The organism is Streptomyces hoynatensis (assembly GCF_003626535.1).
GTDB classification, from domain to species: Bacteria; Actinomycetota; Actinomycetes; order Streptomycetales; family Streptomycetaceae; genus Streptomyces; species Streptomyces hoynatensis.
Genome location: NZ_RBAL01000007.1, coordinates 305,162 through 325,804, shown reverse-complemented (window position 1 = coordinate 325,804; position 20,643 = coordinate 305,162). Strand labels below are relative to the sequence as shown.

The window sequence follows — 20,643 nt, the reverse complement described above, 5'->3', positions numbered from 1 at the left end:
ACCCCCGGGAGCCGCCGCGCCCACCGGGCCCGCCGGGCGTCACGAGGAACCTGCACGGACACGCAAGGACAGGAGAACGACCACCCGCCATGGCCAAACGCATCGACGTCCACGGACTGACCGCCTACTACGGCGCGCACAAGGCGATCGAGGACATCACCATGCACGTGGAGCCGACCTCGGTGACCGCGTTCATCGGGCCCTCGGGCTGCGGGAAGTCGACCCTGCTGCGCACGCTCAACCGGATGCACGAGGTCACCCCGGGCGGCCGGGTGGAGGGCAAGGTCCTGCTCGACAACGAGGACCTGTACGGGCCCGAGGTGGACCCGGTGGCCGTGCGCAGGACCGTGGGCATGGTCTTCCAGCGCCCCAACCCCTTCCCCACCATGTCGATCTACGACAACGTGGCCGCCGGGCTGCGGCTGAACGGCATCAGGTACCGCAAGTCGGAGCTCGACGACATCGTGGAGCGCAACCTGCGCGGGGCGAACCTGTGGCACGAGGTCAAGGACCGCCTGAACCGGCCGGGTTCCGGGCTCTCCGGCGGACAGCAGCAGCGGCTGTGCATCGCCAGGGCGATCGCGGTGGAGCCCGAGGTGCTGCTGATGGACGAGCCGTGCTCGGCGCTCGACCCGATCTCGACGCTGGCCATCGAGGACCTGATCGACAAGCTGAAGACGCGCTACACGATCGTCATCGTCACCCACAACATGCAGCAGGCCGCCCGGGTCTCGGACCGCACCGCGTTCTTCAACCTCCCGGCCGTCGGGCGCCCGGGGCGGCTGATCGAGGTGGACGCCACCGAGAAGATCTTCTCCAACCCCTCGGTGCCCGACACCGAGGACTACATCTCGGGCCGCTTCGGCTGAGCCGGGCGGCCCGAGATGCTTCGCACGGCGGCCGGTGCCGGTGGCCGGGCACCGGTCGGGCGCCGGTCAGTGCGCCGGTCGCGCGCCGGTCAGGCGGTGCGGTAGGCGTCGAGGATGGTCTGGCTCAGGGTGTCGCCCTGGGCGTCCGCCACCTCGGCGCGGAAGGAGACCGTGCCGCCGGCGGCCGGGTTGTCCACCTGGACCGCGCCGTCCTGCACCGGCACCTCCTCCCAGGTCCGGCCCGAGTCGTAGGAGACGGACACGGCCGGGCCGCCCGCGCCGTCCTGCGCCGCCGAGCCCTGCACGGTGACCGGGACCAGGTACGGCTGCCCGGCGGGCGCGGTGCTGTCCAGGGCCAGTTCCGGGGTGAAGCGCACCGCGGTGGCGGGCAGTTGCACGGTCTCGTTCTCGGCGACGCCGGCGGAGGTGAAGGTGTAGGTGGCGCTCACCTCCGTGCTCACCGTGGCGCCGACCCCGTCCCGGCGGGCGGTGGTGACCAGCCGGTAGTCGCCCTCCTCGGCGGGCAGGTGGAACTGCGCCGCGTCGAGCGAGACCTCGGCCTCGGCCAGGACCTCGCCGTCGCGGTACAGCGTGGTGGTGGCGGAGTCGTAGACGCTGCCACCGCTGTGCCCCGCGCCGTCGCCGAACAGGTTGACGATGGCCCACAGGGTGTCGCCCGTCCGGAAGATGCCCTCGCCGGGGCCGATCTTCGGGCCGAAGACGCCGACGTTGAAGGTGTCCTCGTAGCTCCCGCCGGGCTCCAGGGCGCGGGCGTCGGAGACGTAGCTGACCTCGGTGACCTCGGAGGACTCGTCCTGCCAGAACGTCTGCTGCCACTCGCCCGCGGTGGCCTGCACGTACACGACGCGGGTGGCGGGCAGCGAGGTCGGGCGCGCGGTCTGCCACGGCACCCAGGAGGAGGAGGTGAACAGGTACCCGATGCGGTCGGGCAGGGTCGCGCCCTGCTCGGTGGTGAGCGTGGCCAGCTCCTCCTCGCCGACCTGCACGTGGACGCCGGTGTAGAACTCGCCCTCGAGGCGGTCGGCGAGGTAGACCTCGCGCTCGGCGCTCGCCAGGGTGGCCGCGGCGTAGGCGCCGGCCTGCCAGCCCTCGGCCACCGGGCCGAGCGCGGCGGTGCGGAAGCCGTCGGGGAAGCCGCCGCTGAGCCAGGCGGTGCCGTAGCCGATGGTGCCGTCGGGCGAGGTCATGTCCAGGCCGACGGTGAGGTCGGAGAGGGTGGCGTCCGCGTCCGGGCCGTCGAAGGTGACGGTCTGCGCCTCGGCCGCGTTCGCGTCCACGGTCGTGTCCTCGGCGAGCCGGACGGCGGGCTGGAGCAGCCAGTCGTAGCCGGTGGGCTCCTCGGAGCCCTCGGGGAGCAGCGGGATGGCCACGTCCACCAGGTACTCGCCCTCGGGCAGCCGGACGGTGGTGGTGCCGTCCTCGCCGGCCGGGACGTCCACGAACTCCGCGGTCTCCAGGCTGAACAGGGTCACCGACCAGGCGTCGCTCGGGGCGCCGTCGCGGCCGGTGGCGTTGATGGTGAGGTCGAAGCGCTGCTCCTCGCGGACGACGGCGCCCGCGGTGGTGACGGCCTGGCCGTCACCGTCCGGGGTGGCGGTGACGTACAGCCCGTAGGAGCCGTAGAGTTCGCCGCCCAGGGAGGTGTCCGCGGCGACCTGTACGGTGGCCGTCTCGCCCGCGGGAACGGTCACCCGGTCCGCGCTCAGGGTGAAGAAGCCCTCGGGGGCCTGGGCCCCGTCGGGGCCGGTGCCGGTGGCGGTGAGGTCGAGGGTGACGTCCTGCTCGCCGAGGTTCCGGTAGGTCAGGTCCCTGACGACCGGCTGGTCGTCCTCGTGCGGGTAGGCGACGGAGCCGAAGCTGAGCGGCTCTTCGGCGAGGACGGTCTGGGCGACGGCGCCCGGGGCCCAGATGCGGCCGGCCCCCTGCTGGTAGGGGGTGTAGGCCGCGCCGGGCTGGGCGGAGGCGATGATCGCGGCCTTGATCTCCTCGCCGGTCCAGTCGGGGTGGGCCTGGGCGACGAGGGCGGCGGTGCCGGCGGCGTGCGGGGTGGCCATCGAGGTGCCGGAGATGGCGACGTAGCCGTCCTCGACCGGGGTGCCGTAGTCCCAGATGGCGGCGCCCTCGGCGCCCGCGGCGGCGATGTCGACGCCGGGCGCGGTGACGTCGGGCTTGACCGCGCCGTCCCTGAGGCGCGGGCCGACGGAGGAGAAGGGGGCGAGCCCGTCGGACTTGTCGACGGCGCCGAGGGTGAGGGCGGCGTCGGCGGTGCCCGGCGAGCCGATCGAGGCGGCGCTGGGGCCCGCGTTGCCCGCGGCGACCACGAACAGGGAGTCCGACTCGGCGGAGAGCGTGTTCACGGCCTCTTCGAGCGGGTCGATCGCGGTGCCAGGGGTGCCGCCGAGGCTCATGCTGACGATGTCGGCCTGCTGCGCGACGGCCCACTCCATGCCCTCGATGATGTCCGACTCGTAGCCGTAGCCGGTGTCGTCGAGGACCTTGCCGTTGAGCAGTTCGGCCCCGGGGGCCACGCCCCGGTAGCGGCCGTCGGACATCGCGCCGGTGCCCGCGGCGGTCGAGGCGACGTGGGTGCCGTGCCCGTCGTGGTCCTCGGCGTCCGCGGCCTCGGAGAAGTTCTCCGCGGCGACCACCTGGCCGGCCACGTCGGGGTGGGTGGTGCTGATGCCGGTGTCGAGGACGGCGATCTTCACGCCTTCCCCGTCATATCCGGCGTCCCAGACCTCGGGGGCGCCGATCTGCGGGACGCTCTCGTCGAGCGCCTTCTCGACGATGCCGTCGAGGGAGACGCTCTCGACTCCCGGGGCGGCGGCCAGGGTCCGGCTGTCGCCGGCCGGGCCGGTGAGCGCCTCCCAGACCCCGGCGGCCTCCTCCTCGGTGACGGTGAGTGCCTCGCCGTTGATCGAGGCGAGCTCGGTGCTGTCGGTTCCCGTCTCCTCCGCGAGCAGTTCCGGCTGCCGTTCGTCCGCGTAGGTGACGATGACCGGCAGGCCCCCGGCCCGCCGGTACTCCTCGCGGCCCAGCTCCGAGACGTCGAACAGCCTGCGGTCGAGCGTGCCGTCGCCGATCAGCGGCAGGACGTCGAGCGGCACGACCAGGGTGTCCCCGCCCGCGGTGAAGACCCGCGCGGGGACGTCCTCGCGGCCCTCGGCGTGCAGATAGCCGTTGACCCGGCCGTCGCCGCCGAGCAGAACCCGGTCCCCGGTGAGCAGCGTGAGGGAGCGGCCCTGGCCGGGAGGGGCCGCGCCGGACGGGCCTTCGGCGGCCGTGGCGGGTCCCGTTCCCTGGGCGGCGAGGGCGGCGGCCACGGCGATGCAGGCGATCATCACCGAGCCGCGCGATCGTATCTGTTTCCTTTTTGGCTTCAAGGGAATGCCCTTCGTTCGTTAGTCCTCCCGTTCTTTTTGGTTCCGTAGGGGTGTACGTTTCGAAACGATCCGATGACGCAGGGGAATAGTGAGAGTGTTGTGCCGCTTATGGCCGCGCTCCGCATGTGATGAACGATGCGCGGGTCGGTCCCGATGGGTCCTGAATCGGCCCTCGCCCGGTCGCGTTCTGCCGTCTTCGGCGGTGTTCGGTCCGGGGGCGTTCGCTTTTCGGCCGGGGGCGGTCGCATTCCGCCGCGGGGCCGCCTCGGTCAGCCGACGGCCAGCCGGGTCAGCAGATAGCACAGCGCGGCGACGGCCGCGGCGGCGGGCATCGTCACGAACCAGCCGGTGACGATGTTCTGGGCCACCCCCCAGCGCACGGCGCTGAGCCTGCGGGTCGCGCCGACGCCCATGATCGCGGAGCTGATCACGTGGGTCGTGGAGACCGGGGCGTGGAAGACGTACGAGGCCGAGTACAGGACGGAGGCCGCGGTGGTCTCGGCCGCGAAGCCCCGCGGCGGGTCGAGCTCGATGATCCGGCGCCCCAGCGTGCGCATGATGCGCCAGCCGCCCGCGTAGGTGCCGAGCGAGAGCGTGGCCGCGCAGGCGAGCTTGACCCAGACGGGGATGGCGGAGCTCTCGTCCTCGACGTCGGCGATCACCAGGGCCAGCACCACCACGCCCATCGCCTTCTGGGCGTCCTGCAGGCCGTGCCCCAGCGCCATGGCCGCGGCGGAGACCGTCTGCGCCATGCGGAAGCCGCGCTGAGCGCGCCGCGGATTGGCCCTGCGGAAGATCCACAGCAGCGCGACCATCGCGAGATAGCCGAGGACCAGGCCGATCAGCGGGGACAGGAACATCGGCAGCACGATCTTCAGCGCCACCTCGCGCCAGTGCACGCCCGAGGTGGCCGCCAGGGCCGCGCCGATCATCCCGCCGAAGAGGGCGGTGGAGGAGGAGGACGGCAGGCCGTAGTACCAGGAGACGAGGTTCCAGACGATCGCGCCGAGCAGGGCGGCGAAGAGGATGCTCATCCCCTCGTTCCCGGACGGCGTCTCGATGACGCCCTCGCTGACCGTCTTGGCCACCCCGCTGCCGAGGAAGGCCCCGGCGAGGTTCATGAACGCCGCCATCGCGAGCGCGACCCGCGGGGTCAGCGCCCGGGTCGATATGGAGGTCGCGATGGCGTTGGCCGAGTCGTGGAAGCCGTTCGTGTAGGCGAAGAACAGCGCGGTGACGACAACGACGACCAGGGCGAGGGTGTCCACGGCCGCCTCAGGACTCCTTGACCGCGATCGTCTCCACCGTGTTGGCCACCGCCTCGAAGGCGTCCGCGGCCTCCTCCAGCACGTCCACGATCTGCTTGAGCTTCATCACTTCTATGGCCTCATAGGTGCCGTTGAACAAATGTGCCAGGAGTTTGCGGTGGATGCGGTCCGCCTGGTTCTCCAGGCGGTTCACCTCGATCCAGTACTCGGTGAGGTGGTCCATGGTGCGGAGGTTCGGCATCGCGGCGGCCGTGAGCTCGGCGGCCCGGCCGAGGACCTCGATCTGCCGCTCGACCCCCTTGGGCAGCTCGTCGATCTCGTAGAGGACGACGAGGTCGACGGCCTCCTCCATGAAGTCCATGATGTCGTCGAGGGCGCCGGCGAGGCGGTAGATGTCCTCCCGGTCGAACGGGGTGATGAACGACGAGTTCAGCTGGTGGAAGATCGCGTGCGTGACGTCGTCGCCCGCGTGCTCCGCGGCCCGCATCCGGTCGGCGATTTCCACGCGCGTAGCGGGCTCGGCCCCGAGAAGCTCCATCAGCAGCTGAGAGCCACGCAAAATGTTGTCGGCCGCGGAGGCGAACAGCTCGTAAAAGCTTGTCTCCCGGGGCGTCAGGCGAAAGCGCACGGCAGTTCCTCTGGCGTTCATCAGCGGCTGTCCTGGTTGATGCTAAGGGCAGAATTCAGCCAGGGCTAACCCTTCGCCAGTGGGCTTGTGCACAGTCCTGTCGCGCTGAGTCGTCCTCCGTTGCCGATGCGTTGCTCTTGGATCGCTTCCGGTTTGCCCCGGGAGAGAAGGGGGATGCTCAACGGTTCCCGTTGTACGGGCCGTAGGGCCCGTCGCTGCTGCTCCACCCGCTGCCCCGGCCGCGGCCCGAGACGGCGTGCAGCGCGGGGCGCACGTCCACCAGGTAGACGATGGTGGCGATCGTGCCGGCCAGCACCAGCAGCAGCACCGGGATGACCAGCTGGACCGCGACCGTCAGGCCGAGGATGAGCAGCCAGAACGGCTTGGTCTGCTTGTCGGCGGCGCGGAACGCGTCCTCGCGCTGGAGGGCGGCGTGCACCAGGGCGTAGATCCCCAGGAGCAGCAGTCCGAGGAAAACGAAGCCCATGAGCGAGCTGAAGCCTTCTAGAAGCATGCTTGTCCACCACCGTGTCCATGTTGATCACCGTCGGCCAGTACGGTGACCACCTCGTCACCGGCCGGTCGCCGGATCTGTCGGCCGCCGGTCACCCACGCCGGGTGCGCCGGCGTCGGCCTCCCACGCTACCGGCCGGGACGCCCGGGCGTAATGCCCGAACTCCCGGCCGCTCGCGCGCTGCGGCGCTCAGCCCTCGGCTTCGGGCTTCCTTTCCGCGCCGCTCTTCTCCTGCCCCGCCTGCCGCGCGGCACTCGGCCCGTCCGCCTTGGGCGCGGACTTGCGGGTGCCGGCCCGCCGCGCCTTCGGCTTCGCCTCCGCGGCGCCCGGCTCGGTGACCGGCTCCCGCACGGGCTCGGTCCCGGGCTCGGTCACCGGCTCCGTGACCGGCACCTGCTCGGCGCGCTCCACGGTGACGGTGGTCTCCTCCCGCGGCCCGGACTCGGCGCGCCTGCGCTCCACCACGGTCTTGCCGCGCTTGGCGAGGTCGTCGTAGGTCTCCCGGGCCTTCACGGCGTACTCGAGCGCGAGGCCCACGCCCTGCAGGGCCACCTGCTGGGCCTGGGCGCGCAGCTTCGGCAGCCGCTCGGGGGCCTCGGCGCGCAGCCGCTCGAAGGTCGCCGGCAGGTCGCGCAGCTTCTGCGCGGCGAGGTCGGCCGTGCCGGCGGCGACATAGAGGGGGGTCGCGTTGGTCAGGGTCTTGCGTAGGTCGTCGGTGAGAGCCATCAGGGATTCTCCTTGCGGAACGATTCGTAGATCTGGAGGAGCGCCTGCTTCTGCGGCTCGCTGAGCCCCGGGTCGGCGAGGACCGCCTCCCTGACCCCGGCCGGCCGGTGCTCCTCCGCGGCCTCCTGGACCCGCTCGTCGAGGATTCCGGCGCGCACGTACAGCGTCTCGGCGGAGATCTGCAGGCCCTTGGCGATCTGCTGGAGGATCTCCGCACTCGGCTTGCGCAGCCCGCGCTCGATCTGGCTGAGGTACGGGTTCGACACCCCGGCGGCCTCGGCGAGCTGCCGCAGCGACAGCCGCGCCTGCCGGCGCTGCTCCCGCAGGAACTCGCCCAGTCCGCCGACACCGAGTGAAGCCATGCCTCCAGCGTGCCTCGCTCTGCTAACAAACGCAAGCGCCTGCTTGCTGTGGCAGGCGGAATGGGTGACGGGCGGGGCGGGCGGCGGGCGGCCGGGGAGCGGAGTGGCCACTTTTTTGTGGGTACTTGCCCGCGGCCGGCGCCGGGGCGAGTCTGGTGCGCGGTGGCCGAGGGGCCGCCCGGCCGCCCCGGCCGCGCGGCAGGGAACGCGGCGGGAAGAGCGGGAAGAGCGGGAAGAGTGAAAGGAAAGGGGGAGAGGGGGCGTGGTCAGGGGGTGGGCCCGGCCTGGGCGAGCTTCTCCAGGCGGCGGTGGCCCCAGTCGGAGAGGGGGGCCAGTGCCGCCGCGAGGTCGAGGCCGAACGGCGTGAGGGAGTACACCGTCTTCAGCGGCAGCACGTCGTGCACCTCGCGGTGCACCAGGCCGTCCGCCTCCATCTCGCGCAGCGCCTGAGTCAGCACCTTCTCGCTGAGGCCGGGCAGCCGCCGGCGCAGCTCGCCGGGGCGGTGCGGGCCGGATTCCAGCATCCAGAGCAGCACGGTCTTCCACTTGCCGTCGATCACGGCGATCGCGGCGGTCACTCCGCAGACATTCGGGTCCTGGGCGCGGCTGCGGGTCATCGTCGTCCTTTACCAGCGTATGCGCGGTCTGCTGCGCGTGTGCGGCGCGTGATGCGCCGTGCCCCGCGCGTGCGCAGCGCTTCTTCTCGGTCCTTTTTTGCGCGTCTGATCACTGTATGCACACGGGAGTTGAGTCATGTCCTCGCACGTCGAACAGTCTGCCGTCACCGTGCTCGGCCTGGGGCCGATGGGCCGGGCCCTGGCCGGGGCCTTCCTGGCGGCCGGCCTGCGCACCACGGTCTGGAACCGGACCCCGGGCAGGGAGCGCGAGCTGGCCGAGCGGGGGGCGCTCAGCGCCGGCTCGCCGCAGGAGGCGGTCGCGGCCGGTCCGCTGAGCGTCGTCTGCGTGGTGAACTACGACGCGGCGGAGGCCATCCTGCGCCGTCCCGAGGTGGCCGGGGCGCTCGCGGGGCGCACGGTGGTGAACCTGAGCGCGGACACTCCCGCGCGGGCGCGGGAGCTGGCGGACTGGGCGGCCGGGCGGGGCATTCGCTACCTGGACGGCGCGATCATGACGCCGGTCGCCACCATCGGCACGCCCGCCGCGGTGTTCCTGCACAGCGGCCCCGAGCCGCTCTACCGCGAGCACCGGCCGGTGCTGGACGCGCTGGGCGGGACGCACACCCACCTCGGCGAGGAGATCGGGCGGGCCGCGGCGTACGACATCGCGCTGCTCGACGTCTTCTGGACGGCGATGGCGGGGTACGCGCACGCCCTGGCGGTCGCGAAGGCGGAGGGGATCGGCGCGCGCGAGCTGGCTCCCTTCGCCCAGGGCATCGGCGCCATCCTGCCGCCGCTCTTCGAGCAGTTCGCGGCGAGCGCGGAGGAGGGCGGCTACTCGGGCGAGGGCAACCCGATCACCTCGGCGGCCTCGTCGATGGCCCACATCGTCCAGGCGTCCGAGGCCCACGGCATCGACGCCGGGGTCATGCGCGCGGCCGAGGGCCTGGCCCGCCGTGTCATCGGCCTCGGCCACGGCGCGGACGGGTTCGTCCGCGTCGCCGAGGTGCTCGGCCGCCGCTGAGCCGGGCGCCCCGGGCCCGCCCGCGGCCGGCGGTGCGTGCGGGCCCCCGCCCGCGGCGGCCTCGTCCGCGCGGCCGGGAAGGGACCGATCGGGATAATCCGGTACGGGAGGAATTGCTACGCTGGCGGCATGACCGCCATGGCGCCCACCAGTACCGCAGAGGACCTGTCGTACCTGCTCGACCACACGAGCCACGTGCTGCGCAGCCGGATGGCCGCCGCGCTCGGCGAGATCGGGCTCACCTCGCGCATGCACTGCGTGCTCGTCCACGCCCTGGAGGAGGAGCGCACCCAGGCGCAGCTCGCCGAGCTCGGGGACATGGACAAGACCACGATGGTCGTCACCGTGGACGCCCTGGAGCGGGCCGGGCTCGCCGAGCGGCGGCCCTCAAGCCGGGACCGCAGGGCGCGCGTCATCGCGGTGACCGAGAAGGGTGCCCGCCTGGCCGAGCAGAGCCGGCGCATCGTCGACGGGGTGCACGAGCAGGCCCTGGCCTCGCTGCCCGCGGGGGACCGGGAGGGCCTGCTTCGGGCGCTGCACGCGCTGGCCGAGGGGCACCTGGCCGTCCCCGTCGAGGCGCCGCGGCCGGCCAGGAGGGCGCGCCAGCGGGAGAAGTAGCGCGGCGGGCCCCGGTTGGGTCCGTAAGAAATGGTCTGTAACAAAACCATCTGCTAGTGTCTCATCCTGTCGTGCCCACCGGGCACCCGCCCGACAGGAGGGACAGCCATGTCCGCCCGCCCCCCGCAGCCGCCCGCCGCCCCCGAACGCGCCCCCGGCGCATCCCCGGGCGCGTCCTCAGGGGCCCCGCCCCGCCCCGTGCCCGCCCCCCTCTCCGACCGCTCCCGCGCGCTGGCCCTCGCGGTCATCGCCACCGGAACGCTGATGGTCATCCTCGACGGCAGCATCGTGACCGTGGCGATGCCCGCCATCCAGGAGGACCTGCACTTCTCGCCGGCCGGCCTGAGCTGGGTCGTCAACGCCTACCTGCTGGCCTTCGGCAGCCTGCTGCTGCTCGCCGGGCGGCTCGGCGACCTGATCGGGCGCAAACGGGTCTTCCTGGCCGGGACCGCCCTCTTCACCGCCGCCTCGCTGCTTGCCGGGGTGGCCGGCTCCCCGGCGATGCTGCTCGCCGCCCGCTTCCTGCAGGGCGTCGGCAGCGCGCTGGCCTCCGCGGTCAGCCTCGGCATCCTGGTCACGCTGTTCCCCGAACCCGCCAAACGCGCCCGGGCGATCGCCGTCTTCAGCTTCACCGGCTCGGCGGGCGCCACGCTCGGCCAGGTGCTCGGCGGCGTCCTCACCGACGTGCTCGACTGGCACTGGATCTTCTTCATCAACCTGCCGATCGGCCTGGTCTCCCTGGTCCTGGCCCATCCGGTGCTGCCCGCCGACCGCGGCCTCGGCCTGCGCGCGGGGGCCGACGTCACCGGGGCCGCGCTGGTCACGGCCGGGCTGACGCTGGGCACCTACGTGCTGGTGAAGGCGCAGGACAACGGCTGGACCTCGGGCGCCACCCTGGGCCTCGGCGCCCTCGCGCTGCTGCTGCTCGCGGCGTTCCTGCTGCGCCAGGCGAGCGCGCGCACCCCCCTGATGCCGTTGCGGATATTCGCCTCGCGCGGGGTCGTGGGCGCCAACCTGGTGCAGGTGCTCATGGTCGCCGCGATGTTCGCCTTCCAGATCATCCTGGCCCTCTACCTCCAGAACGTCCGCGGCTACGGCGCCCTGGACACCGGACTCGCGATGCTGCCCGCCGCGTTCGCCATCGGGCTGCTCTCCCTCGGCGTCGCCACCCGGCTCACCGCCCGCTTCGGGGAGCGCGCGGTGCTGCTCGCCGGGCTGGCGCTGCTGACCGGGCTGCTCGCGCTGCTCGCCAGGGTGCGCGTGGACTCCGGCTACGCCGGCTACCTGCTCCCGGTGCTGCTGCTCGCCGGGGGGTTCGGGCTCGCGCTCCCGGCGCTCACCGGGCTCGGCATGTCCCAGGCGCGCGGCGACACCGCGGGGCTGGCCTCGGGGCTGTTCAACACCAGCAGGCAGATCGGCATGGCCGTGGGCCTCGCGGTCCTCTCCACGCTGGCCGCCTCGCGCACCGACTCCGCCCTCGCCGGCGGCGCGCCCCGGGCCGAGGCGCTGACCGAGGGCTACCGCCTGGCCTTCGCGGTCGGGGCCTGGCTGATGGCCGCCGCCATCCTGGCCGCGCTCCTGGTGCTGCGCCGGAGCGAGCGCCCCGGGGACGCCGCGCCGCAGGCCGGCCCCGGAGGCGCGGCAGCCCCCGCGCCCTGAGCCCGGCGCCTTTCGGCAACCCGCGCGCGTCAGCCCGCGCACCCGCCCGCGTGCGGCGCCCGGCCCGCGCCCCCCGCCGCACCTCCGATCTCCCCGGGGCACCCCTCGGGCCGTGCCCCGGCCCCGCCCGCCCCCTCTCCGGGAAGGAACGACACCCATGACCCCCCAACCCGCCCCGCGGCCCCCCGCGTTCACCCCCTCGCCCGAGGCGCCGCCGGCCGGCCGGGAGCCGGCCCCGGAGCCGGCGCGGGCCGAGCCGTCCGGCGACCGGCCACGGCCGAGGGTGCTGACCGAGGAGGAGGCGTCCGACCTGCTCGGCGGGCAGCTCTTCGGCGTGCTGTCGCTGGTCAGGGCGAGTGGCCGCCCGCACCTGTCGACCGTCCTGTTCCGGTGGGACCCGGCCACGCGCCTGCTGCGCATCCCGTCCGTGGCCGACCGGTTCAAGGTGCGCAGGCTGCGCCGCGCCCCGCTGGCCGCCCTGCACGCCGCGCCCGGGCCGCTGTCCTACGCCGTCGCCGAGGGCGAGGCCGAGATCTCCGAGGTGACGCGCACGCCGGGGGACGCGGTCGGGCGCGAGCTGCTCGCGATCAGCGCGGCCCACGAGGCGATCGAGGACGAGGCCGCCTTCCTCGCCGAGCTGGTGGCCGAGCGCCGGGTGGTGATCAGGCTGCGGGTCTCCCGGCTCTACGGGACCTCGCTCGAGGGCACCGCCGGCTGAGCCCCGGCCGCCCCGGCCGCCCTCGCCCCGGGAGTCCCGCCGCCGGCTCCCGGGCGCAGCCCGTCCAGCACGATGGCCAGGGCCTCGTGGAACTCCGACTCGGCGGTGCTCTCCCGCGCCGCCTCGGCCATCTCGATCAGCCGCGGGTAGCGCTCGCGGGGCAGGGCGCGCACCCGCTCGATCACGTCCCCGGGCTGCTCGTCGGGCGCGAGGGACAGCGGGCCGGCCAGCTCGGCCTGGGCGAAGCCCATGACGAAGGCGGACACCGCCCGCATGGCGACCAGCAGCGGCCGCCCCGCGTACCCGCCCCTGGCCAGGGCCCCGAGCATCTCCTCGCCGCCTGCGAGGGTGGCGGGGTCGAGGCTGCGCCGGGTGAGGATCAGCGGGATGACGTCGGGGTGGGCGCGCACCGCCCGCCAGTGCGCCTCGGCGAGCGCCCGCACATCCGCGCGCCAGTCCGCCGAGGGCACCCCAGGCACCCGCCGCACCTCGCTCATCACCGCCTCCACCAGGAGCGCCTCCAGGCCCTCGCGCCCGTCCACGTAGGTGTAGAGGGTCATGGCGCCCGTCCCGAGCGCGGCGGCGAGGTTCCGCATGGTCAGCGCGGGCAGACCCCGCTCGTCGACCAGGCTCAGCGCGGCGGCGCGCAGGCGCTCCTCGGTGAACTTCCGTGGCGCAGGCATCTCGGCCCTCCTTGATTCCCGTACATCGTACGTGTTCTACTGGGCGGCGCGTTTACGTACGTCGTACGTAAACGCTGCCCACGGCCCTGCCACCGAGGAGGAATCGCCATGTCCAGCCCCGTTCCCCGCGCCGGGAGGGCCGGCGCGCCGCCCCCGCCGGTCTCCCGATGGCTGCTGCCCGTCGTGCTGACCGTGCAGTTCACGGTCTCCCTCGACACCTCGGTGGTGAACGTCGCGCTCCCCGCCGTCCGCGCCGGGCTCGGCTTCGACGAGGACGGCCTGACCTGGGTCGTCAACGCCTACGCCCTGACGTTCGGCGGCCTCATGATGCTGGGGGGCCGGCTCGGGGACCTGTTCGGCCGCCGCCGGGTCCTGCTGGCCGGGCTGGCGCTCTTCGGCGCGGCGAGCCTGGCGGGCGGCCTCATGCGCACCCCCGGCCTGCTCATCGCGGCCAGGGCCGTGCAGGGCGTGGGTGCCGCGGCGCTCACGCCGGTGGCACTCGCCCTGCTCACCACCGCCTTCGCGCCGGGGCGCGCGCTGGCCAGGGCGCTCGGGCTGTGGGGTGCGACGGCGGCGGCCGGGGGCGCGGCCGGGGTCCTGGCGGGCGGGGTCCTCACGGAGTGGCTGAGCTGGCGCGCGGTCATGCTGATCAACGTGCCGATCGTGGCCTTCGCGCTGGCGGCGGCCCGCCGGCTGCCCGCGGACCGGCGGGCGGGCCAGGCGCCGCCGCGGCTCGACGCCGCCGGCGCCCTGCTGGTGACGGCCGGGGCCACCGCCCTGGTCCTCGGCGTCGTCCGCAGCGAGGCGGTCGGCTGGGGCTCGGCCGCCACCCTGCTCACCCTCGGCGCCGCGGCGGCGCTGCTCGCGCTGTTCGCCCTCGTCGAGTCGCGCACCCGCGACCCGCTGCTGCGGATGGGGCTGCCGGCCCGGCGCCCGGTGCTGGGCGCGAACCTCTTCATGATGCTGCTCTTCTCCTGCCAGTTCGCCGCCTTCTACTTCTGCTCCCTCCACCTGCACCACGTGCTCGGCTACGGGGCGGCGCGGGCGGGCCTGGCGTTCCTGCCTTTCTGCCTGGGGGTGGTGGCCGGCTCCGCGCTCGCGGCCAGGGCCGTGGCCTCCCTCGGCCTGCGGCGGCTGCTGGTGCTCGGCGGGCTGCTCGCGGCCTGCGGCGTGGGCTGGCTCGGCGCGGGAATGGCGGCGGGCGGCGGCTACCTCCTCGCGATGTCGGGGCCGATGCTCCTGATCAGCGTCGGCATCGGGATGTGCTTCGTGCCGCTGGGCACCGCGGGCACCGCCGGCGTGCCGCCCGAGGCCGCGGGAATGGCCTCGGGACTGCTCAACACCTCGCGGCAGGTGGGCGGTTCGGTCGGCCTGGCGGCGCTGGGCACCCTGGCCACCTCGGTGAGCGGCGGTCAGGAGGGCGCCTCGCGCGAGGCGCTCGCCGAGGGCTACGGCGCGGCGGTGGGCGCCTCGGCCGCCCTGCTCCTCCTCGCGGTCCTGGCCGCGCTGCTGCTGATCCGGGACCCGGCCGGGGCCGGGTCCGGCCGGGCCGGGGGCGGCCGGGGCGGGACCGGCCGGGCCCCGGGCCGCCGCGCACCGGCCGGTCGGGCCCGAAGCCTCCCTGCCGCGGCCGGGGGCGGCGAGGGCGGCGAGCGGCCCGGTGGATGAGGCGTGCGGGGGAACGCGCGGGGCGGAAAGGGAGCGGGGCGAGGGGCTCAGACGGCGTCGATGCTCGCGAACTCCTCGGCGGTGAGGGTGAGTTCCGCGGCCTCGGCGGAGTCGGCGATGGTCTCGGGGCGGCTCGAACCCGGGATCGGGATCACCACGGGCGCCTTGGCGAGCATCCAGGCCAGGCACACCCGCTGCGGGCTCACGCCGTGCGCGGCGGCGATCTCGCCCAGCGCGGCGAACCGCGAGCCGAGCGCGCCCGCCCTGCCGATGCCGCCGAGCGGGCTGTAGGGCAGGAACGCGATCCCGAGCCGGGCGCAGGTCTCCAGCTCGGGCTCGCTGGAGCGGAAGGCGGGCGAGAACCGGTTCTGCACGCTGACCAGCCGCCCGCCGAGCAGGTCGTACGCCTCCTGGATCTGGTCCGGGTCGGTGTTCGAGACGCCGGCCAGCCGGATCTTGCCCTCGTCGAGCAGCTCCGCCAGTGCGCCGATCGAGTCGGCGAAGGGAACGGCCGGGTCGGGGCGGTGGAACTGGTAGAGCCCGATGGCCTCCACGCCGAGCCGCGCCAGCGAGTCCTCGCAGGCCCGCCGCAGGTGCTCGGGGCGCCCGTCGACGTCCCAGGTGCCGTCCCCCGGGCGGGTCAGGCCGCCCTTCGTGGCGACCAGGACGCGCGAGGTGTCGCCCGCGTACGCGGCCAGCGCCCTGGCCACCAGCGCCTCGCCGTGCCCGGTCTCGTGCGCGTCGCGGTGGTAGGCGTCCGCGGTGTCGATCAGGGTGACGCCGGCGTCGAGGGCGGCGTGGATCGTCGCGAGGGCGCGCCGTTCGTCCGGCCTGCCCTCGATGGACAGCGGCATCTCGCCGAGACCGATCGCAGAGACCTCGACGTCGCCGATGGTGCGGGTCCGCACGGGCATCTCCTCCGTCCGCGCCTGTGCCGCCGGCGCTTCGCCGGCCACGAGCGCAGTCTGCTGCGCGCCGGGCGCGGCGGCCAGCCGGACCCGCGCGCCCCGCGGCGCACGGGTGAGGCGTGGGGCCGGGCGCCGCTTGGCCCACGATCAGCCGAAGGGGTGAACGGCCCGCGCCGTGGTCGTTGCCGTTGTCATTGCCGTTGTCATTGCCGCCGTCAGGGGCCGCCGTTGCCGTCGCCGCCGTCAGGGGGCCGCGGCCCGGTGGGCCGTGGCCACCAGCTCGATGGCCACGTCGAGCGCGGCCTGCCGGCGTTCCTCGGCGCCGACCTCGTTGCCGCGCAGGCCGAAGACGCCGATGTGCATGCTGGCGTGCATCGCGAGGATCGCGCTCACGCACCGCATGTCGTCGCTCAGGCTGCCCTCGGGGTTGCGGACCAGGGCGAGCACCTGCAGCAGCCGTTCGCGGAAGTCCATGCCGATGCTCAGCTCGCGCACCGCGGCCTGGTTCTCCTGCATGAAGCGGATGAACGGCGCCGCCCGGGTCAGCAGGAGGCTGTAGCGGTGCAGGATCTCCGCCTTCGTCTCCAGGCTGGGCGGCTGCTCGCCGGCCCAGGCGATCAGCTCGTCCATCGGGGAGGTCAGGTCCCGGAAGATGCCGATGAGGATGTCTTCCTTGGTCTTGAAGTGGTAGTAGAGGGCCGCCTTCGTGACGTCGAGGCGCTCGGCGATCTCCCGCAGCGAGGTCTTCTCATAGCCCTGTTCCGAGAACAGCTCCAGGGCAACGTCCTGAATGCGCTGTCGCGTGTCGGTCCGGCGCTGCTGAGGCGCTGTGCTGCTCATCACGTGGGCTCCCCGAGGTCCTTACTTGACGACCGGCTAGTGACCGGTTTAGCTTCAACTGTAACCACTAGCCGGGCGGCAAGTAAGCCGGGAGGGCGAGGGAACGGGGAATATGACGCAGAACACCGAGGACGTGGCACCCGCGGGGGAGGGGCAGGCGCGCAGCGTGCGCGTCGTGCTGATGGCGCTCCTCATCGCGATCATGCTCGCGATGCTCGACAACATGATCATCGGCACGGCGATGCCCACCATCGTCGGTGACCTGGGCGGCGTGGAGCACCTGTCCTGGGTGGTCACCGCCTACACGCTCGCCACCGCCGCCTCGACTCCCATCTGGGGCAAGCTCGGCGACATGTACGGGAGGAAGGGCTCCTTCCTCAGCTCCATCGTGATCTTCCTGGTGGGTTCGGCGCTCTCCGGCGTGGCCCAGGACATGGGCCAGCTGATCGCCTTCCGGGCCGTCCAGGGCCTGGGCGCCGGCGGCCTGATGGTCGGCGTGATGGCGATCATCGGCGACCTGATCCCGCCGCGGGAACGCGGCAGGTACCAGGGCATGATGGCCGGCGTCATGGCGCTGGCCATGATCGGCGGGCCCTCCCTCGGCGGCTTCATCACCGACAACTGGGGCTGGCGCTGGACCTTTTACATCAACCTCCCGCTGGGCGCGATAGCCCTCGCCATGGTGACGGCGGTGCTGCACCTGCCGAAGAAGCGGGTCCCGGGCCGGATCGACTACCTGGGCGCGACCCTGCTCACCGTGGGCATCACCTCCATCGTGCTCGTCACCACCTGGGGCGGCTCCGAGTACGCCTGGGGCTCCGCGCAGATCATCGGCCTCAGCGTGCTGGGCGCGGTCTCCCTCGCCGCGTTCCTGTTCGCCGAGACCAAGGCGGCCGTGCCGGTCGTCCCGCTGCACATCTTCCGCAGCAGGAACTTCACGCTGATGGCGCTGATCGGCTTCATCGCGGGCTTCGTCATGTTCGGCGGCACGCTCTACCTGCCGCTGTTCCAGCAGGCGGTGCAGGGCGCCTCGGCCACCAACTCCGGCCTGCAACTGCTCCCGATGCTGCTGTCGATGATGGCCGTCTCGATGATCGCCGGGCGGATCACCACCAACACCGGCAAGTACAAGGCACTGCCGATCATCGGCGCCGCGCTGATGACCGTCGGCCTGTTCCTGCTCGCCCAGATGGACGTCGGCACCTCGCGCGTGACCTCCGGCCTGTACATGGCGGTGCTCGGCGCGGGCATGGGCTTCCTCATGCAGGTCACCATGCTGGTCGCGCAGAACAGCGTGGAGATGAAGGACATGGGCGTGGCCTCCTCCACCTCGACGCTCTTCCGCACGCTCGGCAGCTCCTTCGGGGTGGCCGTGATGGGCGCCCTGTTCACCAACACGGTGCAGGACGAGATGACCGAACGCGGCGGGGCGGCGGCCGGGGCCGCGACCGCGGAGTCCGCGCAGCTGACCGCCGACGGCATCGCCGCGCTGCCCGCCGACCTCCGCGACGCCTACCAGCACGCGGTGGCCGCGGGAACGCACTCCGCCTTCCTGCTCGCGGCGGTCACCGCCATCGCCGCCTTCGTCCTGGCGCTGTTCGTCAGGGAGGTGGCGCTGCGCGGGGCCGGCCCCAAGCCGGAGGCCGCGGCCCCCGAGGGCGGGCGCCCGCAGACCGAGGCCCTCGCCGAGCCGGTCTGACGAACGGCGCGCGCACCCGCGCCATGCGAAAGGGCCGGGCCCGGAGTCACTCCGGGCCCGGCCCTTTCTGCCGTGCGGGCACGGCCCGGGCCCGGCCGCGCCCCCGCCGGCGCGGCCGGGGGCGCGTTCCTCGCCGGGCGCTCCGGGGTGCGTTCCTCCCCGTGTGCTCCAGGGCGTGTTCCTCGCCGGGGCGCCGGCGCGCGCCCCGGCGGAGGTACGCCACGCCCGCTGCCGTACGCCGGGCCGCACGCCGGTGGAGCGCCCAGTATGGGGCGCATGACCGACAGGACGGCCGGCAACGGCGAGCAGCAGGGACACGGCGGGGGCGGCGCGGGCGAGGCGCACCGCGGGGCGGGCGGCGGCGCGGGCCCGGGCCGCGCGGGCGGCGGGGGCCGCGGGCAGGGGGCAGGCGGCGGGCAGGCCGGGGGCGGGACGGCGGGCGGGACGGGGCGTGGCACCGGGGCGCGGCCCGCGCGCATGCCGGTCGTCACCCAGGACCGATTCGGCGGGCCCGAGGTACTGCGCCTGACCGAGGCCGAGCGGCCCCGGCCGCTGCCCACCGAGGTGCTGGTGCGCGTCGAGGCGGCCGGGGTCAACCCGGTGGACGCGAAGACCAGGGCGGGCCAGGGCATGGCCGCCGTGCTCGGCGAACCCCCCTTCACCGTGGGCTGGGACGTGTCGGGCGTCGTCGAGGAGGTCGGCCACGGCGTCACCACGCTCGCCCCGGGCGACGAGGTCCTCGGCATGCCGCGCTTCCCGCACGAGGCGGGCGCCTACGCCGGGTACGTCACCGGGCCCTCGCGGCACTTCGTGCGCAAGCCCCCGGAAATCGGGCACGTGGCCGCGGCCGCCTTGCCCCTCGCGGCGCTGACGGCCTGGCAGATCCTCGTGGACACGGCCGGCGTGGAGGCGGGCCGGCGGGTGCTGGTGCACGCCGCGGCCGGCGGGGTGGGGCACCTGGCCGTCCAGATCGCCAAGGCCCGCGGGGCGCACGTGACGGGGACGGCCCGGGCGGGCAAGCACGCGTTCCTGCGCCGCTGCGGCGTGGACGAGGCCGTCGACTACACGGCGGGGCCCTTCGAGGAGGCCGTGGGCGACCTGGATCTCGTGGTCGACCTGGTGGGCAGCCCCGGCAATCAGCGGCGCTCCCTCGACGTGCTGCGCCCCGGCGGCCTGCTGGTCGCCGTGCCGGGCGGGCTCGACCCGGAGGCCGCCGCCCTGGCGGCCGAGCGCGGGCTGCGCGCCACCGGCTTCCTCGTGGAGCCGGACCGGGCCGGGCTGGCCGCGCTCGGCCGCCTCGTGTCCGAGGGGCGGCTTTCGGTCGAGGTGGCCGCCACGCTGCCGCTCGCCGAGGCCGCCGAGGCCCACCGGATGATCGAGACGGGGCGGACCACGGGGAAGGTCGTGCTGCTGCCGGGCGCGGCCGCGTGAGGACCCGCGGGCCGGTTTCCGGTGCGGGGCGCGGGCGCCGCGGTGCCCGGCCGATTCACTCTTGACAGGGCATCCTGGGCTGAATACTCTGTTCAAAGTATCCGAGGTCGAGCGAAGGGCGCCCTGGGCGTGAGGAGGTGGAGATGCCAAGTCGTTCCGTGAGCAACCCGCTGGCGCTGGCCGTCCTGGTCTGCCTGTGGGAGCGGCCGATGTATCCCTACGAGATCACGACCACGCTCAAGGAGCGCGGCAAGGAGGACAGCATCCGGCTCAACTTCGGATCGCTCTACGCGGTCATCAAGTCCCTGGAGAAGCACGGCTTCATCGAGGCCGCCCGCACCGAGCGCGCGGGGAACCGCCCGGAGCGCGTCGTGTACGAGATCACCGGCAGCGGCCGCGCGGAGGCGCGGGACTGGATGCGGGAGCTCATCGGCAGGCCCGCGAAGGAGTATCCGGCCTTCGAGGCCGGGCTCTCCATGATCGGCATACTGCCGCCGGGCGAGGTCGCCTCGCTGCTGCGCGAGCGGATCGCGGCGCTCGACTCCGAGCTCGGCGAGCGGAGCCGGATGGAGGAGGAGGCCGCCGGCCTCGGCCTGCCCGAGCTGTTCGTGATCGAGAGCGAGTACCGGACGGCCATGACCCGGGCCGAGCGCGCCTTCGTCGCCCGCCTGCTGGACCGGGTGGAGACGGGACGGCTCGGCGGCATCCAGGGCTGGACCCACATGCACGAGCTGATCCGGGCGGGCGTCCCGGTGGTCGAGGCGCAGCTCCAGCTGCACCAGCCCCCGGAGCGGGCCGCGGAGCCGGAGGCGGAGCGCCGCTGACCGGGCGCCCCGGAAGAGGAGACGAGAAGGGACACCGCGCAGGAAGCACAGCACGCGACCCGGGGGGCAAGGCCCCTCGGCACCGAGAAAACGGTGGCCCGGACGCGGCAACGTCCGAGCCACCACGCAACCGAGTCGTCCTCGTGAACGAGTCCACTCCTGTCTCAGCGCGTACGGCCAGCT

Annotated in this window: 19 protein-coding genes; 9 read left to right on the top strand and 10 right to left on the bottom strand. The window is 73.9% G+C overall.

Translation table 11 applies throughout. The features are described 5' to 3' along the window. The first annotated feature begins 89 nt into the window (after positions 1-89). A complete protein-coding gene (gene pstB, locus D7294_RS15400) occupies positions 90-869 on the top strand; it encodes a phosphate ABC transporter ATP-binding protein PstB (protein ID WP_120679869.1) in 780 nt (259 codons plus the stop codon). Positions 870-958: 89 nt separating this feature from the next. Here pstB and D7294_RS15395 read toward each other — a convergent pair whose 3' ends face one another. The 7 genes from D7294_RS15395 to D7294_RS15365 all read right to left on the bottom strand — a co-directional run bounded on the left by D7294_RS15395 (position 959) and on the right by D7294_RS15365 (position 8,388). After that, positions 959-4,231 carry a S8 family peptidase gene (locus tag D7294_RS15395; RefSeq protein WP_120679867.1) on the bottom strand — a complete coding sequence of 1,091 codons (3,273 nt, stop codon included), beginning with the start codon at positions 4,229-4,231 and terminating at the stop codon, positions 959-961. Between the two features lie 311 nt (positions 4,232-4,542). Then, on the bottom strand, positions 4,543-5,541 hold the full coding sequence (locus D7294_RS15390; protein ID WP_120679865.1) for an inorganic phosphate transporter: 999 nt from the start codon (positions 5,539-5,541) through the stop codon (positions 4,543-4,545). Between the two features lie 7 nt (positions 5,542-5,548). Then, positions 5,549-6,169 (bottom strand): DUF47 domain-containing protein, encoded by a 621-nt coding sequence (locus D7294_RS15385; RefSeq protein WP_120679863.1) that lies wholly within the window; start codon positions 6,167-6,169, stop codon positions 5,549-5,551. A 178-nt stretch (positions 6,170-6,347) separates the two neighbouring features. After that, positions 6,348-6,683, bottom strand: a complete 336-nt coding sequence (locus D7294_RS15380) for a DUF2516 family protein (protein ID WP_120679861.1) — start codon at positions 6,681-6,683, stop codon at positions 6,348-6,350. Between the two features lie 189 nt (positions 6,684-6,872). After that, positions 6,873-7,409 (bottom strand): hypothetical protein, encoded by a 537-nt coding sequence (locus D7294_RS15375; RefSeq protein WP_120679859.1) that lies wholly within the window; start codon positions 7,407-7,409, stop codon positions 6,873-6,875. Beyond that, the gene (locus D7294_RS15370) at positions 7,409-7,771 is read right to left on the bottom strand and encodes a helix-turn-helix domain-containing protein (protein ID WP_120679857.1); all 363 of its coding nucleotides are present in this window, start codon (positions 7,769-7,771) and stop codon (positions 7,409-7,411) included. Before D7294_RS15370 ends, D7294_RS15375 begins: the two co-directional genes overlap by 1 nt. 266 nt (positions 7,772-8,037) lie before the next feature. After that, a complete protein-coding gene (locus tag D7294_RS15365; protein ID WP_120679855.1) occupies positions 8,038-8,388 on the bottom strand; it encodes a winged helix-turn-helix transcriptional regulator in 351 nt (116 codons plus the stop codon). Between the two features lie 136 nt (positions 8,389-8,524). Here D7294_RS15365 and D7294_RS15360 point away from each other — a divergent pair, with 136 nt between their 5' ends. From D7294_RS15360 to D7294_RS15345, 4 genes are all read left to right on the top strand, one after another. Then, complete coding sequence (locus tag D7294_RS15360) at positions 8,525-9,412, top strand: NAD(P)-dependent oxidoreductase (RefSeq protein ID WP_120679853.1); 888 nt, start codon at positions 8,525-8,527, stop codon at positions 9,410-9,412. 129 nt (positions 9,413-9,541) lie between these two features. Continuing rightward, positions 9,542-10,030, top strand: coding sequence for a MarR family winged helix-turn-helix transcriptional regulator (locus D7294_RS15355; protein ID WP_120679851.1), 489 nt, complete (start codon positions 9,542-9,544; stop codon positions 10,028-10,030). 108 nt (positions 10,031-10,138) lie between these two features. Continuing rightward, the gene (locus D7294_RS15350) at positions 10,139-11,689 is read left to right on the top strand and encodes an MFS transporter (protein ID WP_120679849.1); all 1,551 of its coding nucleotides are present in this window, start codon (positions 10,139-10,141) and stop codon (positions 11,687-11,689) included. Between the two features lie 157 nt (positions 11,690-11,846). Beyond that, on the top strand, positions 11,847-12,407 hold the full coding sequence (locus D7294_RS15345; RefSeq protein ID WP_120679847.1) for a pyridoxamine 5'-phosphate oxidase family protein: 561 nt from the start codon (positions 11,847-11,849) through the stop codon (positions 12,405-12,407). On the opposite strand, the gene D7294_RS15340 is transcribed toward D7294_RS15345, so the two are convergent. After that, positions 12,374-13,090 carry a TetR/AcrR family transcriptional regulator gene (locus D7294_RS15340; RefSeq protein ID WP_120679845.1) on the bottom strand — a complete coding sequence of 239 codons (717 nt, stop codon included), beginning with the start codon at positions 13,088-13,090 and terminating at the stop codon, positions 12,374-12,376. The genes D7294_RS15345 and D7294_RS15340 overlap by 34 nt on opposite strands. 108 nt (positions 13,091-13,198) lie before the next feature. On the opposite strand from D7294_RS15340, the gene D7294_RS15335 reads away from it, so the two are divergent. Beyond that, positions 13,199-14,758: an MFS transporter gene (locus D7294_RS15335; protein WP_120679843.1), complete on the top strand. Its 1,560-nt coding sequence runs from the start codon at positions 13,199-13,201 to the stop codon at positions 14,756-14,758. A 47-nt stretch (positions 14,759-14,805) separates the two neighbouring features. On the opposite strand, the gene D7294_RS15330 is transcribed toward D7294_RS15335, so the two are convergent. Together D7294_RS15330 and D7294_RS15325 are read right to left on the bottom strand one after the other, a co-directional pair. Beyond that, positions 14,806-15,666: an aldo/keto reductase gene (locus tag D7294_RS15330; RefSeq protein WP_120680016.1), complete on the bottom strand. Its 861-nt coding sequence runs from the start codon at positions 15,664-15,666 to the stop codon at positions 14,806-14,808. A gap of 243 nt (positions 15,667-15,909) precedes the next feature. Next, a complete protein-coding gene (locus tag D7294_RS15325) occupies positions 15,910-16,506 on the bottom strand; it encodes a TetR/AcrR family transcriptional regulator (protein WP_120679841.1) in 597 nt (198 codons plus the stop codon). Positions 16,507-16,618: 112 nt separating this feature from the next. Between D7294_RS15325 and D7294_RS15320 the strand changes: the two genes are divergently transcribed. From D7294_RS15320 to D7294_RS15310, 3 genes are all read left to right on the top strand, one after another. Beyond that, positions 16,619-18,205 (top strand): MDR family MFS transporter, encoded by a 1,587-nt coding sequence (locus D7294_RS15320; protein WP_120679839.1) that lies wholly within the window; start codon positions 16,619-16,621, stop codon positions 18,203-18,205. Positions 18,206-18,682: 477 nt separating this feature from the next. Beyond that, positions 18,683-19,636 carry an NADP-dependent oxidoreductase gene (locus D7294_RS15315; RefSeq protein ID WP_120680014.1) on the top strand — a complete coding sequence of 318 codons (954 nt, stop codon included), beginning with the start codon at positions 18,683-18,685 and terminating at the stop codon, positions 19,634-19,636. A 143-nt stretch (positions 19,637-19,779) separates the two neighbouring features. Then, positions 19,780-20,460, top strand: coding sequence for a PadR family transcriptional regulator (locus D7294_RS15310; protein ID WP_120679837.1), 681 nt, complete (start codon positions 19,780-19,782; stop codon positions 20,458-20,460). Positions 20,461-20,643: the final 183 nt, after the last annotated feature.

Excerpts from the sequence above, each read along its gene's own strand:
- pstB (WP_120679869.1), top strand. The coding sequence starts at position 90 with ATGGCCAAACGCATCGACGTCCACGGACTGACCGCCTACTACGGCGCG.
- D7294_RS15395 (WP_120679867.1), bottom strand. The coding sequence starts at position 4,231 with ATGATCGCCTGCATCGCCGTGGCCGCCGCCCTCGCCGCCCAGGGAACG.
- D7294_RS15380 (WP_120679861.1), bottom strand. The coding sequence starts at position 6,683 with ATGCTTCTAGAAGGCTTCAGCTCGCTCATGGGCTTCGTTTTCCTCGGA.
- D7294_RS15375 (WP_120679859.1), bottom strand. The coding sequence starts at position 7,409 with ATGGCTCTCACCGACGACCTACGCAAGACCCTGACCAACGCGACCCCC.
- D7294_RS15370 (WP_120679857.1), bottom strand. The coding sequence starts at position 7,771 with ATGGCTTCACTCGGTGTCGGCGGACTGGGCGAGTTCCTGCGGGAGCAG.
- D7294_RS15365 (WP_120679855.1), bottom strand. The coding sequence starts at position 8,388 with ATGACCCGCAGCCGCGCCCAGGACCCGAATGTCTGCGGAGTGACCGCC.
- D7294_RS15360 (WP_120679853.1), top strand. The coding sequence starts at position 8,525 with ATGTCCTCGCACGTCGAACAGTCTGCCGTCACCGTGCTCGGCCTGGGG.
- D7294_RS15355 (WP_120679851.1), top strand. The coding sequence starts at position 9,542 with ATGACCGCCATGGCGCCCACCAGTACCGCAGAGGACCTGTCGTACCTG.
- D7294_RS15350 (WP_120679849.1), top strand. The coding sequence starts at position 10,139 with ATGTCCGCCCGCCCCCCGCAGCCGCCCGCCGCCCCCGAACGCGCCCCC.
- D7294_RS15345 (WP_120679847.1), top strand. The coding sequence starts at position 11,847 with ATGACCCCCCAACCCGCCCCGCGGCCCCCCGCGTTCACCCCCTCGCCC.
- D7294_RS15340 (WP_120679845.1), bottom strand. The coding sequence starts at position 13,090 with ATGCCTGCGCCACGGAAGTTCACCGAGGAGCGCCTGCGCGCCGCCGCG.
- D7294_RS15335 (WP_120679843.1), top strand. The coding sequence starts at position 13,199 with ATGTCCAGCCCCGTTCCCCGCGCCGGGAGGGCCGGCGCGCCGCCCCCG.
- D7294_RS15325 (WP_120679841.1), bottom strand. The coding sequence starts at position 16,506 with ATGAGCAGCACAGCGCCTCAGCAGCGCCGGACCGACACGCGACAGCGC.
- D7294_RS15320 (WP_120679839.1), top strand. The coding sequence starts at position 16,619 with ATGACGCAGAACACCGAGGACGTGGCACCCGCGGGGGAGGGGCAGGCG.
- D7294_RS15315 (WP_120680014.1), top strand. The coding sequence starts at position 18,683 with ATGCCGGTCGTCACCCAGGACCGATTCGGCGGGCCCGAGGTACTGCGC.
- D7294_RS15310 (WP_120679837.1), top strand. The coding sequence starts at position 19,780 with ATGCCAAGTCGTTCCGTGAGCAACCCGCTGGCGCTGGCCGTCCTGGTC.